The organism is Sporanaerobacter sp., assembly GCF_047830725.1.
Taxonomy (GTDB): domain Bacteria; phylum Bacillota; class Clostridia; order Tissierellales; family Sporanaerobacteraceae; genus Sporanaerobacter.
On sequence record NZ_CP181252.1, the window covers coordinates 2,075,827 to 2,090,340 of the forward strand.

Sequence of the window (14,514 nt, forward strand, 5' to 3'; positions counted from 1 at the left end):
AAATGCTTTTCTACAAAATATGCTATGTTATTGGGAATATTATTTTTAGAGTCATTTTTAGATTTAAAGTAACTGGGAAAAATAATATACCTAAAGAAGGAAGAGTAGTGATTTGTTCAAATCATACTAGCAATTTTGACCCTTTAATATTAGCATTGGCACTTCCTAGACAGGTACATTATATGGCTAAAAAAGAGCTTTTTAGTAATGCTTTTTTAAAGTGGTTGCTTATTTCACTAGGAGCTTTTCCTGTTGACAGAGAAGCGGCAGATTTATCAGCAATTAGAACCTCTATGAAAATTTTACAGAATGAAGAGATGCTAGGTATTTTTCCTGAAGGAACTAGAGTATATGAAGAAAATTTAGAGCTAGCTAAGCCAGGAGTTGCACTTATAGCTATTAAAGGGAAAGCACCTGTTTTTCCAGTTTTTATGAGTTCTAAATATAAACCTTTTAGTAAGGTAAATATAACTATAGGAGAACCTATAAATTTTGAAGAATATTACAATCAAAAATTAACCAAGGAAGATTATAAAATGATTAGTCAAGAAATACTTAAAGCTATTTATTCTTTGAAATAATAAATTTAGGAGGAACAAAATTGAAAATTGTGTTAGCTGAAAATGCAGGCTTTTGTTTCGGAGTAAAAAGAGCTGTAGATAAAGCTACTGAAACTTTAATGGACAGCAATGAAAATATTTATTCCTTAGGGCCATTAGTTCATAATAAACAAGTTGTTGAAAAGTTTAATAGACAAGGATTGAAAGTTATAGAAAATCCGGATGAGATAAAATTTGGAAAGGTCATAATACGAGCACATGGAGTACCATATGAAACTTATGATAAATTGTCAAAAAACAACATAGATATAATTGATTGTACCTGTCCTTATGTAAAAAGTATTCATGATAAAGTTAAAGAATATCTCCAAAAAGGATACAAGATTATTATAATTGGTGATAAAAACCATCCTGAAGTAATTGGAATAAATGGTTGGTGCAATAATGAGGGAATTGTTATAAATGATGAAAAAGAAGCTAAAACGTTGCCTCGTTTGGATAAAATTTGTATTGTATCTCAAACTACTAATAGACAAGAAAAGTTTAAAGTTTTATCTGAAATAATATCTAAAAAAGCAGATGAGGTGAAGATATATAATACAATATGTAATGCTACTTATTTAAGACAAGAATCCTGTAAAAAATTAGCTAAAACAGTCGAAGCAATGATTGTAATTGGAGGATATCATAGTTCAAATACTAATAAATTAGTGGAAATAAGTAGGAAGTATTGCAATAATGTATTTCATATAGAAACTTTAAATGATTTACCTGTTGATAATATATCTAAATTTCAAACAATAGGAATAACAGCAGGTGCTTCTACACCTGATTGGATAATTAAGGAGGTTATAGATAAAATGGAAAATATGAATAACGAAGAAATGATAAAAGCTATAGAGGATTCATTAGTTAGGCTGCATCGTGGTGATGTTGTTAAAGGGAAAGTAATAGCATTAAATGACGATGAAGTAATGGTAAACTTAGGATATAAATCTGATGGTATTATACCAAGAGAAGAACTTTCTAATGATCCTAATGTTTCTCCACAAGATTTATATAAAGAAGGAGAAGAAATAGAGGTTTATGTAGTGAATTTAGATGATGGCGAAGGAAATGTTTTATTATCAACCAAAATATTGGAATCAATAAAAGGCTGGGATGAGTTGGAGGAAATTTACAACAAAAAAGATAAAGTAAGCTGTAAAGTTATTGATGTAGTAAAAGGTGGCGTTATAGCAATAGTAAAAGGTTTAAATGGATTTATTCCAGCTTCCCTTATATCAATGAATTATGTTGAAGATTTAAATGTATTTAAAGGTAAAAGTTTTTATGTAAAAATAATAGATTTCGATCGAAGCAAAAAGAGAATTATACTTTCAAGAAAGGAATTAGAAAAAGAAGAAATTGAAAAGAAACAAAATGAAGTTTGGAATAGTCTTGAAATCGGCAAAATAATTGATGGTAAGGTCATGAGAATAACTGACTTTGGTGCCTTTGTAGATATTGGTGGCATTGATGGCCTTGTTCATATATCTGATATGTCTTGGAATAGGATAAAACATCCATCGGAAGTAGTACATGAAGGTGAAAATGTAAAAGTACAGATATTAAATTTTGATAGAAAAAAAGGAAGAGTTTCTTTAGGTTTAAAACAGACGATGCCAGAGCCTTGGGAAGTATTTATTAAAGAATATAAAGTTGGTGACATAGTTGAAGGGACTGTTGTGAATATACTAGATTTTGGTGCTTTTATAAGATTAGATTTTGGTGTAGATGGATTGGTTCATGTTTCACAGATATCTAATGAACACGTAAATAAACCTGCAGATAAATTGAGTTTGGGTGAAAAAGTTACTGTAAAGATTATGGATATAAAAGAAGACGAAAGAAAAATCAGTTTAAGTATGAAAGAAGTCATGGAAGGTGTAGACAATAAAGATAACATTGATGTTGAAAATAAAGAAATGGATGTAACTGTTGGAGATATGATTAAAGATAAGTAAAAATAATTTGGGGGTTCTATGTATAAAAAAATATTTTTTGTTAAGAATAGTTATTGACCTCACAAAATATCAAGACCCCCTTTACATTGTTCTGTGGCTTTTTGCCACAGCCTTTTTTTATAGTCTATAATAAAGTTTTTATTTTATTTTAAATTTCAAGATATAACTTTATAATATAAAATGTAAAGGAGTTAATAAATGGACAAGTATGAGGTTTTTAAAAAACAAATAAACGATCTTATACATATTGATCTTGATTATTACAAAGAAAAACAAATGAAACGTAGAATTACTTCGCTTTTAAAAAGACACAATTTTAATGATTTTGACGATTATTTTCAAGGTTTAAAAAGTGACAAGATGCTTTTAAACGAATTTGTAAATTATTTAACTATAAATGTTTCTGAATTTTACAGAAATCCTTCTCAATGGGAAATTTTAGAAAAAGAAATATTGCCTGATCTTATAAAGAAAAAAAATAAAAATATAAAAATATGGAGTAGCGCTTGTTCTACAGGAGAAGAACCTTATTCTTTGGTTATGCTTTTAACGAAATTTTTTGATTTAAAAGACATTAGAATTTTAGCTTCTGATATAGATATAGAAGCTATTAATAAGGCTAAATTAGGGATTTATAATAGTAAATCTCTTGATAATTTACCTAAAGAGTTTAAGAATAAGTATTTTGAACCTATAGAAAGTTCTTATAAAATCAAAGATGAGATAAAAAAATGTGTTGAATTTAAAAAAATAGATTTGCTAAAAGATGTATTTCCTAGTAATTTAGATTTAATAATTTGTAGAAATGTAATGATATATTTTACAGAAGAGGCCAAAGAATTATTATATAAAAAATTTTATGATAGTCTATCAAATGATGGGATATTGTTCGTAGGGAGTACGGAACAAATAATATTGCCTGATAGATATAAATTTAAACCTGTAAAAACATTTTTTTATAAAAAGAATTCATAGAGAAGATAAAATATTATATAACAAAAATGTTTAGAGGGTCTAATTATTCTTATGTTTATGTTATAATAATATTATTATAAGTAAAAAGACCAGCTATTAAAAGTCAAGAGATAATTTTATTTGTTTTGCCTTTGTGATTATAGAATTTCTGTCAGAACCCGTCAAGGGTAAAAGCATCCCTTGACAGAACCTGCCACAAATTCTTATGTAAAATTAGGCAAAACAAATAGACCTAAATATAGGGAGAAAAATTTAGGCTAGAATTAAGTTAAATTATGTAAGTTACTTTACGTGAGGCACGTAAGGTTTGTTATCACGAAGGACTGCAAAGATAATATTGCACATTTTTCTAGCAACGGCTCCAATTGCAGTTAAATGATGTTTTCCTCTTGCCCTAAGTGATTGATAATAGACTGATAAGGCTGGATCTTTAAAAGCTGCAACAGTAGCAGCTAACCAAATTGCTCTACGAAGATATGGAGAACCACGTTTAGAAATTTTAGTCTGTGTTCCTACAAAATCACCAGATTGCTTTACTGCTACATCAAGACCAGCATAGGCAACAAGTTGGGGTGCAGATTCAAAACGAGAAATATCACCAATTTCCCCAATAATAATAGCACCAAGAACATCACCAATACCTGTAATAGTAGTAATAACTGAATTGGTTTGGTGAAGAAGTGTAGAAATTTCAGTTTCAAGTTCTTTCAGCTGTTCTTCGATAAAATTAATCTGGGCAATAATTTGTTTAATTTGAAATGCAAATGCATCTTTTGCAAAGTTAACACCAAAAGTATTAGTAGCAGACTCTTGTATTTCAGAAGCTTTTGAAATACCAAAACGTCCTCTACTAGCTTCGGATAGAAGCTTGGAAAGAGTCTCTGTATCGATGGATAACATATCTTCAGGAGTAGGATATTTAGAAAGTAGTTCCCTTGAAGTTACTCCAAAAGTATCAGAAAAAAGCTTAGAGTATTCAGGAAAAACTTGATCTAAAAGAGCAATACACTTGCGTTTCCAATCAGAACATTCATCCACTAAAGCGAGACGGTATCTAGACAATTGGCGTAAAGCCATGATATCTTCATCAGCCAAAGAAGTAGTAGAAAATTCACCGAAACGCATAATTTGAGCTATGATAAAAGAATCCTTAGAGTCATTCTTGGTTTGTCTAATATACATCTTTCTAAATGCATCAGATTGAATAGGGTTAATAACATAAACAGTAAATCCTAGATTCAATAGATAAGAATAAAGGCTAACCCAATAATGACCAGTAGCTTCCATACCAATAACGGTATTGGAAGTATCAGCTCCAAATCTTTCAAGCAAGGCAATTAATTTATTGCAACCTACTTGAGAATTTGAAAAGGATATACTTTTATCAAGAAGCTTACCATTAGAATCAATAATAGAAGCTTCGTGGTTTTGTTTAGCAATATCAATACCAACATAAAACATAAAATCACCAGCTTTTAATATATTTACAGATAAAGTCTAGGACCTCTCTGCTTTACAACAATACAACCCCGTTAGATATTCAGTAACTTTTGTACTATCCAGCTCATTCGCATATAGATGTAAAGAAGAGGCGTAACCCTTTTTAAGGAAGACTAGGCTTCAAGGAGGTTAACTACGACCCCTATCTGTACAAATATTATCTCACAAGATTAGTGGGATAGAAAAGAAAATATAGTTTTTAAATTATGACTTTATTATACGAAGGAGGTTAGAAAATGGAGACGAGTCAATTTATTGAAATTTTAAGCAATTCCCATGGCGTATCTGGATATGAATATAATTTAAAGGACAGTATTGTTGAAGCTTTTAAAGCATATACTGATGAGATACAATTGGACAAGCTTGGAAATATTATAGCTATTAAAAAGGGAATTCCAAAAGATGAAAAGAAAAGATTAAAGATCATGATTGCAGGTCATATGGACGAAATTGGATTGATTGTTACTAATATTGAAGATGATGGTTTTTTAAGATTTTCTAAGATTGGTGGAATTGATCCAAGAACCCTTTTAGGACAAGAAGTTATAATACATGGTAAAAAAGATATATTTGGTGTTATAGGGGCTAAGCCGCCTCACTTGCAAGACGAGTCAGAAAGAAATAATGCTGTAAAAATGGAAGATATGTCTATAGATGTAGGCTATAGCAAAGAAGAAGTTGAAAAATTGGTGACTATAGGTGATTCGATCACTATAAAAAGGACTTTTAAGCATTTACAAGGGAGTAGAGTAACTGGGAAGGCATTAGATGATAAAACTGGAGTAGCAGCTATGTACGAATGTGCAAAAGAATTATTTAATTTAAAACATGAGGCAGATGTGTATTTTGTATCTACTGTACAAGAAGAAGTTGGAACTAGAGGTGCTATAATTAGCACTTATAAGATAAATCCTGATATTGGTATAGCAATTGATGTTGGTTTTGGTTCAACTCCTGAACTTCCAGAAGAGGATGTTTTAGATATGGGCAAGGGCCCTGGAATAACTATAGGAGGAAATATTCATCCAGGGCTTAGAAAAAAATTGGTTGATATTGGCAATGAATACAATATACCTATGCAGTATGAAGTGTGTCCAGGACCTACAGGAACTGATGCTAGGTCTATTCAAATTACAAGATCAGGTATCCCAACACTATGTATTTCTATTCCATTAAGATACATGCATACATCCGTAGAAGTTATAGATTTAAATGATGTAAAAAATACTGCTAAATTGTTAGCTTTCTTTATTGCAGCAATTTCAAATGAAAATTTGGAGGGATTGTTATGCTATTAAAAGAATTAACAGAAGCTTTTGGGGTTTCAGGAAATGAAGGGGAAGTAAGAAGTGTCATAATTGATGAAATAAAAGATTATGTGGATGAGTTAAAGGTTGATAAGATAGGTAATATAATAGCTTATAAAAAAGGTAAGATTGATTTGCCAAAACTTATGATAACTGCACATATGGATGAAGTTGGTTTAATGATTACTGGAATAGATAAATCAGGACTTTTAAAATTCACTACTGTTGGTGGTATAGACAAGAGAATTTTAGTTTCTAAATGTGTAAAAATTGGAGAAAAGCGTATTCCTGGTGTTATAGGTTCTAAACCAATTCATTTGCAGAAAAAAGATGAGTGGTCTAAAGCATTAGATATAAATAATCTATATATAGATATAGGTGTTGATAGTAAAGAAGAGGCTTTAAAATTGGTTTCAATTGGAGACTATGTAATGTTTGATAGTGAATATATTGAATTTGGGAATAATTTAGTAAAAGCTAAAGCACTTGATAATAGAGTAGGTTGCAGTTTACTTATAGATTTGCTCAAAGAAAAGACTAATACGAGCTTTTATGGAGTATTCACAGTCATGGAAGAAGTAGGACTTGTAGGAGCAGGGCCTGCAGCATATACTGTTCAGCCAGATATTAGCATAGTGTTAGAAGGTACACTTTGTGCAGATACTCCAGACATGGAAAAGCATATGATTCCTACAAAATTAGGAAATGGTCCAGCAATTTCATTGATGGATAGAACTACACTTTTTGATATAAATTTTAGAAATAAGATTGTAGATATTGCTGAAAAAAATAAGATACCTTACCAATTTAGAAAGACAACTTTTGGAGGAAATGATTCAGGACCAATTCACCAAACAAAGGAAGGATCAATTACTTCAACTATTTCAGTTCCATGTAGATATATACATTCTCTAGTTTCTGTTATGTCTAAGGATGATTATGACAATACTTTCAGGTTACTGAAATCTATTATTGATGATATGGAAAGGGAGGAATTTTAATGAATTTTAATAGTGAATTGTTGAAAAATTTAGTTAGTATATATTCACCATCAGGAAATGAAAAAAATATAAGAGAGTTTATTAGTGAAGAAATAAGAGATTATGTAGATGAAATAAGAACAGATGCCTTGGGCAATTTAATTGCTAGAAAAAAAGGAAATGGCAAAAAAATCATGATAGCTGCACACATGGATCAAATAGGTTTAATGATCACAGATATAGATGATAATGGTTTTTTGAGATTTACTAATGTTGGAGGAATATCTCCTTTAGTATCATTTAGCCAAAAAGTTATTTTTGAAAACGGAACAGTTGGAATTGTTTTTAGCGAACCAATGGATGATGTAGGTAAAATAAAACTTGAGAACATGTATATAGACATTGGGGTTTGCGATAAAAAAGAAGCAGAAAGTAAAATTAAAATTGGAGATATATGTGTGTATGAAGCTGAGTATTTTGAAAATGAGAATGTGGTATTTTCTAAATGTTTAGATGATAGGATAGGCTGCTTTGTAGCAATTGAAACAATTAAAAATTTAAAAGAGACTGATAATGATTTGTATTTTGTATTTACTGTACAAGAAGAAGTGGGATTAAGGGGTGCCAGAACAGCTGCTTATAGCATAGATCCTGACATGGGTATTGCATTGGATGTGACAGGCAGCGGAGATACTCCTAAAGCTAAAAGATTTGCTGTAGGATTAAATAAGGGAACAGCTATTAAGGTCAAAGACAATTCAATATTTACTCATCCAAAAGTTAGAGAATTAATGATAAAAACAGCAGAAGAAAATAATATTAAATATCAGATGGAAGTATTAGAATTTGGGGGAACTGATTCAGGGGCAATTCATTTAACAAAAGAAGGCGTGCCTTCAGGTGTTATTTCTATTCCTTCAAGATATGTTCATTCTACTGTAGAAATGGTATCTAAAAAGGATGTATTATATTCTGTCGAATTGTTGATAAAAATATTGAATAAAGAAATCGATTTTTAAGGGCTGATATGTATCAGCCCTTAATTTTTATTTTATTTGACATAAATATTTTTTTCTATGCTAAATATGTTTATATATGTAATAATATTAATTAAAAACATTTATGATATAAAAAGGAAAATGCAAGTTCATAAAGAATATTACTATTAGTAGTTATTATTAAGGGGGTAAAATTTATGATAGACATGCAAAGACAATACACTATTTCTGAAGTATCTGAATTAACGGATTATCCTCCCCACGTACTAAGATACTATGAAAAAGAGTTTGAGCTTGATATTCCTAGAAATGAATCAAACCACAGATACTACACCTATAAGGAAATAGAACTAATTCAATATATAAAATCTTTGCAAAATAAAGGATTTAGCAATAAACAAATAAAGCTAATAATTAAATCTCCGGAACTTATTGTTGATGACAATGAAGAAACTGCTATTACAACAATTATGCCTATGGAGAAATTAGACATTAATCATTTATCTCAAGAAATAAGCGATAATTTGCACAACATCCTCAATGAGGAATTAAAACCTTTAATAGATTCAAAATATAATAGCAATGAACAAATAATATTAGAGTTAAAAGAAGAAATTGAAAATTTGAGAAAGGAAATTAGCAGTAAAGAGAGAGATGTATTAATTTGTGAAAATGCAAAATTAAAAATGAAAATAAAAGAAAAATCCTATGAGACTGCAGAATTGAGAGAAGAACTTAAAAGAAAAGAAAATGCTAATAAGGGATTTTTTAAAAAATTGTTTAAATCTAAAAATTAATTTAACAGAGCAGGACAAATGTCCTGCTCTAAGTATATTATTTTCTATCTGGATAAACTTTTAATGCTTCATCAAGGATTTTCATAGCATTTTTTAAATCTTCTACATTTAAGCAATATGAAATTCGTACTTCGTCTTTGCCTAATCCTTCGGTTCCATAAAAACCTTCTGCCGGAGCCATCATTACAGTTTCATTATTTACATCAAAATCTGTTAGCATCCAGACAACAAAATCTTCAGCATTTTTTACTGGCAATTTTGCAATTACATAGAAAGCTCCATGAGGTTTTTCACAAACAACGCCTTCCATATTTTTAAGTGCTTCATATACTACATCTCTTCTTTTTGAGTATTCTCTATTGGTCTCTTCAAAATATTCATCTTTTACATTTATTAAATTTGCTGCTCCTACTTGTTCAATGGTTGGAACACAAAGTCTTCCTTGACATAGTTTTAAAATTTGTTTCATCAAATCTTTATTTTTAGATGCAATACATCCTATTCTAGCACCGCATGCACTGTATCTTTTAGATATACTATCAGTTATTATAACTCTATCTTTTATATCATCTAAATGAGCAAAACTTGTAAATTCTAAACCATCATATACAAATTCTCTATATACTTCATCAGCGATTATGAATAAATTATATTCTTTAGCTATATCTCTTAACATGTAGATTTCATCTTTTGTGTATATAGTTCCTGTAGGATTTCCTGGGTTTGATAATAGTATAGCTTTTGTTCTAGGTGTAATTAGTTTTTCAAGTTCAGTTTTTTCTGGCAGATGAAAACCATTTTCAGCTTTTGTAGTTATTGGAACTACTTTAACTCCTGCCATATTGCTAAAACCATTGTAGTTGGTATAGAATGGTTCAGGTATTAATACTTCATCTTGATAATCGCATACAGCAATAAGTGAAAATATTAATGCTTCACTGCCTCCATTGGTTATTAATATCTCATCTTGATCGAAATGAATGTCATATTTTTCATAATATTTTCTAAAACTATCGATTAATTCTGGCATACCTTGAGAAAGAGAATAAGCTAAAACGTTTTCATTAAAGTTTTTAACTGCATCAAAGAATTCTACTGGTGTCTTAATGTCTGGCTGTCCAATATTCAAATGATAGACTTTTTTGCCATTTTTCTTTGCCGCTTCAGCATATGGTACTAATTTTCTAATAGGTGATTGTTGCATGGAAGTTATCCTTTGAGAAAAATTCATAAAAATTCCTCCTTCTGACTTTAAGTTATAATTTTACATTCATGAATATGATATCATAAATCTAGAACAAATGGTAGTATAGTTAAATGTGTTTTATAATGAATAAATTTTTAAATAAAATATAAATTATGATATAATAGTGTAGATAATAACAGATGGAGGTATTTGCATGAATAGTATTAAAAACAAGAAGTACATGATAGTGACTCATGGATGTCAAATGAATGAACATGATTCAGAAAAAATTTCATGGATTCTAGAAAATATGGGCTATATTCCTTGTGACAATAAAGAAGAATGTGATTTAATAATATATAATACATGTTTGGTTAGAGAAAATGCAGAAGTCAAAGTGTATGGACAATTGGGTGAATTAAAAGGACTAAAGAGAAAAAAAACAGATTTAATTATAGGTATTTGTGGATGTATGACCCAAAGAGAAGATATAAGAAATTATATATCTAAAAAATTTAAGCATGTAGATATTATTTTTGGTCCTAACAATATTCATAAACTTCCTCAATTAATTGATGCACATTTTAAGACAAATGAAATGATTATTGATATAGTTGAAGATAGCAGGGAAATTGTAGAAGATATAAATTTTAATAGAAAATATAATTATAAATCTTTTGTAAATATAATGTATGGTTGCAACAATTTTTGCACATATTGTATAGTCCCTTATACTAGAGGCAGAGAAACTAGTAGAGAACCTGAAAATATTATTTTGGAAATAGAGAAACTTGCAAAAGAAGGCTATAAAGAAATAACTTTGTTGGGGCAGAATGTAAACTCTTATGGAAAGACTCTTAAAAAACCTTTTAGCTTTGCAGAGCTTTTAAGGGAAATCAATAAAATAGATGGAATTGAAAGAATTAGATTTATGACTTCTCATCCTAAAGATTTATCAGATGAACTTATTTATGCAATGAGGGATTGCGATAAAGTATGTGAACATCTTCATTTGCCGGTTCAGTCAGGTAGTAATTCAATATTAGAAAAGATGAACAGAAAATACACTCGTGAAAAATATTTGCAAATTGTCAATAAAGTAAAGCAAGAAATACCAAATATAGCTATAACTACGGATATAATAGTGGGATTTCCAGGAGAAACAGAAGAAGATTTTGAAAGGACATTAGATTTGGTTAAAGAAGTAGGATATGATTCAGCTTTTACTTTCCTTTATTCAATAAGAGAAGGTACGATTGCTGCAAAGATGGAGAACCAAATACCAGAAGATATTAAGCATGAAAGATTTCAACGACTATTAGATACGCTATATCCCATATTTTATGATAAAAATTTAAAATATAAAGATGAAGTTGTAGAAGTGCTAGTTGAAGAAATTAGTAAGACTGATGATAGAATATTGACTGGAAGAACTAGAACAAATAAATTAGTTCATTTTGAAGGAGATAGTGATTTAATTGGGAATTTCGTTAATGTAAAAATCACTGAACCAAAAACTTTTACACTAGAAGGACATATAGTTTAATGCTTTCTTATGTTTATTGGAGGGATTGCATTTGGATGATTTGACACCAATGATGAAACAATATATGAATATAAAAGCTAAATATAAGGATTGCATTTTGTTTTTTAGATTAGGGGATTTTTATGAAATGTTCTTTGAGGATGCTATTTTAGCTTCAAAGGAACTTGAAATAACTCTAACTAAAAGAGATTGCGGAAGAGAAGAAAAAGCTCCTATGTGTGGTATACCTTATCATGCAGCAGATTCATATATATCTAAATTAATAGATAAAGGTTATAAGGTTGCCATTTGTGAGCAGCTGGAAGATCCAGCTTTTGCAAAAGGAATTGTGGAGAGGGATGTAATCAGAGTTATAACTCCTGGTACTATAACGGATTTGAACGCATTAGATGAAAAATCTAACAATTTTCTTTCTGCTATATTTGCAGATGAACATGGAGTAGGGATAGCTTTTGTAGATATTTCTACGGGAGAGCTATATACCACTGAATTCTATGGGGTTAAGAAAGATAATATGAGTTTTCTACTAGATGAGTTGGGTAAAATTGTACCATCTGAAATCATAACCAATTCTATGGTTTTGGAAGATGAAAAAGTGTCAAAAGCCATACAGTTAGCTATTAATCCATATATAGATGTTTATGATGAAGAATTAACTAATATTGAAAATTGTCAGGAAACAATAGCAAAACATTTTGGTCGAGATTATATAAAAAATTCAAGACTAGAAGATAAAAGATATTCTATTATTGCAACTGGCATTCTCTTAAATTATTTGCAAGATACTCAAAAGATAACTATGGAACATATAAATGAAATTTCATTTTATTTGTCCAATAAATATATGGTATTGGATATAAATACGAGAATAAATTTAGAAATAAATGAAACTATTAGAGGAAAAGAAAAGAAAGGCTCTTTAATTTGGCTTTTAGATAAAACATCTACTGCCATGGGTGGAAGACTTTTAAAAAATTGGATTGAACAACCCTTGCTTGACAAGGGAGAAATTGAATATAGATTAGATATCATAGAAAAATTTACTAAAGATATTATTTTTATGGATAATGTGAAAGATTGTCTAAAAGAAATATATGATTTGGAACGCATACTAGGAAAGATTGTTTATGGCAATTGTAATGGTAGAGATTTAATTTCATTGAAAAGTTCTTTATATGTTCTTCCAAAATTGAAACAATTATTGCTTGATTCAGAAGATGCAAATTTAAATGAAATAGGCAAAAATATTGATACATTAAGTGATATATATGATTTAATTAACAATGCCATTGTAAATGATCCTCCTGTTTCAATTAAAGAAGGGGGAGTAATTAGAACTGATTTTAATGGAGAAATAAAAGAGTTAAGAGAAATGTCTACAAAGGGCAAAGAGTGGTTAGCTAAACTAGAGGAAAAAGAAAAAGAAAAAACTGGAATCAAGACATTAAAAGTAGGATACAATAGATTATTTGGCTATTATATAGAAGTTACAAAATCATATTTAAATATGATACCAGAATACTATATTAGAAAACAAACTCTTTCTAATTCTGAAAGATTTATAATACCAGAATTAAAAGAAATGGAAGCTAAAATACTAGGGGCAGAAGAAAAACTAATTGATTTAGAGTATAATGTATTTATAAAAGTTAGAGAAGATATTAAAGGTGAAACTAGAAGAATTCAAAGTGTAAGTAAAATCATTGCAAATTTAGATGCTTTGCTTTCTCTTTCGGAAGTAGCCTATAATAATAACTATGTAAGACCAGAGTTAAATAATGATGGAAAAATAGAAATAAAAAATGGCAGACATCCTGTAGTTGAAAAAATGCTAAAAGGTATATTATTTGTTCCAAACGATACACATCTTGACAATAGAGATAATAGGACTATTATTCTAACAGGGCCCAATATGGCAGGGAAATCTACTTACATGAGACAAGTAGCTATTATAACTCTGATGGCTCAGATTGGTAGTTTTGTTCCAGCTGAATATGCAAATATTAGTATTGTAGATAGAATATTTACTAGAATTGGGGCTTCAGATAATTTATCTCAAGGTGAAAGTACATTTATGGTGGAAATGAACGAGGTCTCTAATATTCTACAAAATGCAACGGAAAATAGTTTAATTATCTTAGATGAAGTTGGAAGAGGTACTAGTACCTTTGATGGACTTAGTATTGCTTGGTCTGTTATTGAATATATTGCTATAAATATAAAGGCTAAAACATTGTTTGCAACTCATTATCATGAGTTGACAGAATTAGAAGGGAAAATTGAAGGAATTAAAAATTATACAATATTGGTAGAAGAAAAAGGTCAAGAAATCATATTTTTAAGAAAAATAGTAAAAGGAAGTACAAATAAAAGTTATGGAATTGAAGTTGCACGATTAGCTGGAATTGATGAAAATATTATAAATAGAGCAAATGAAATTCTAAACCAAATTGAAAAAAGTCAAAGTCTTAATAGCAATTTGGAAGATAACAAAGAAATAAAAGCTAAAGAAACAGAACAGCTCAATATGTTTGAGTACAATACAAGTAAAATTATTGATAGAATTAAAAATATAGATGTAATTAAATTAACTCCAATGGAAGCTATAAATATACTTTATGAGATTGTGGAAAGTGTTAAAAATCTCTAAGGAGAGATG

General features: G+C 29.4%; 11 protein-coding genes. 9 read left to right on the plus strand and 2 right to left on the minus strand.

Annotated elements, in window-relative coordinates; all coding sequences use genetic code 11:
- Positions 1-2: 2 nt before the first annotated feature.
- From ACFWUA_RS10430 to ACFWUA_RS10440, 3 genes are all read left to right on the plus strand, one after another.
- Positions 3-581 (plus strand): lysophospholipid acyltransferase family protein, encoded by a 579-nt coding sequence (locus tag ACFWUA_RS10430; RefSeq protein WP_416197958.1) that lies wholly within the window; start codon positions 3-5, stop codon positions 579-581.
- 29 nt (positions 582-610) lie between these two features.
- Positions 611-2,566, plus strand: coding sequence for a bifunctional 4-hydroxy-3-methylbut-2-enyl diphosphate reductase/30S ribosomal protein S1 (locus tag ACFWUA_RS10435; protein WP_416199201.1), 1,956 nt, complete (start codon positions 611-613; stop codon positions 2,564-2,566).
- A 198-nt stretch (positions 2,567-2,764) separates the two neighbouring features.
- Positions 2,765-3,541, plus strand: a complete 777-nt coding sequence (locus tag ACFWUA_RS10440; protein WP_416197959.1) for a CheR family methyltransferase — start codon at positions 2,765-2,767, stop codon at positions 3,539-3,541.
- Between the two features lie 282 nt (positions 3,542-3,823).
- Here the strand turns inward: ACFWUA_RS10440 and ACFWUA_RS10445 are convergent, their stop codons facing one another.
- A complete protein-coding gene (locus ACFWUA_RS10445; protein ID WP_416197960.1) occupies positions 3,824-5,002 on the minus strand; it encodes an IS110 family transposase in 1,179 nt (392 codons plus the stop codon).
- 275 nt (positions 5,003-5,277) lie between these two features.
- Between ACFWUA_RS10445 and ACFWUA_RS10450 the strand changes: the two genes are divergently transcribed.
- The 4 genes from ACFWUA_RS10450 (at position 5,278) to ACFWUA_RS10465 (ending at position 9,123) form a co-directional block, all read left to right on the plus strand.
- Complete coding sequence (locus ACFWUA_RS10450) at positions 5,278-6,339, plus strand: M42 family metallopeptidase (protein ID WP_416197961.1); 1,062 nt, start codon at positions 5,278-5,280, stop codon at positions 6,337-6,339.
- Positions 6,330-7,349: a M42 family metallopeptidase gene (locus ACFWUA_RS10455; RefSeq protein ID WP_416197962.1), complete on the plus strand. Its 1,020-nt coding sequence runs from the start codon at positions 6,330-6,332 to the stop codon at positions 7,347-7,349. The genes ACFWUA_RS10450 and ACFWUA_RS10455 overlap by 10 nt, the downstream gene beginning before the upstream one ends.
- Positions 7,349-8,347, plus strand: a complete 999-nt coding sequence (locus ACFWUA_RS10460; RefSeq protein WP_416197963.1) for a M42 family metallopeptidase — start codon at positions 7,349-7,351, stop codon at positions 8,345-8,347. Before ACFWUA_RS10455 ends, ACFWUA_RS10460 begins: the two co-directional genes overlap by 1 nt.
- Positions 8,348-8,523: 176 nt before the next feature.
- On the plus strand, positions 8,524-9,123 hold the full coding sequence (locus tag ACFWUA_RS10465) for a MerR family transcriptional regulator (RefSeq protein ID WP_416197964.1): 600 nt from the start codon (positions 8,524-8,526) through the stop codon (positions 9,121-9,123).
- A gap of 37 nt (positions 9,124-9,160) precedes the next feature.
- Here ACFWUA_RS10465 and ACFWUA_RS10470 read toward each other — a convergent pair whose 3' ends face one another.
- Positions 9,161-10,354: a pyridoxal phosphate-dependent aminotransferase gene (locus ACFWUA_RS10470; RefSeq protein WP_416197965.1), complete on the minus strand. Its 1,194-nt coding sequence runs from the start codon at positions 10,352-10,354 to the stop codon at positions 9,161-9,163.
- A 169-nt stretch (positions 10,355-10,523) separates the two neighbouring features.
- On the opposite strand from ACFWUA_RS10470, the gene miaB reads away from it, so the two are divergent.
- Both miaB and mutS read left to right on the plus strand, forming a co-directional pair.
- A complete protein-coding gene (gene miaB / locus ACFWUA_RS10475; RefSeq protein WP_416197966.1) occupies positions 10,524-11,855 on the plus strand; it encodes a tRNA (N6-isopentenyl adenosine(37)-C2)-methylthiotransferase MiaB in 1,332 nt (443 codons plus the stop codon).
- Positions 11,856-11,886: 31 nt separating this feature from the next.
- Complete coding sequence (gene mutS, locus ACFWUA_RS10480) at positions 11,887-14,505, plus strand: DNA mismatch repair protein MutS (RefSeq protein ID WP_416197967.1); 2,619 nt, start codon at positions 11,887-11,889, stop codon at positions 14,503-14,505.
- Positions 14,506-14,514: the final 9 nt, after the last annotated feature.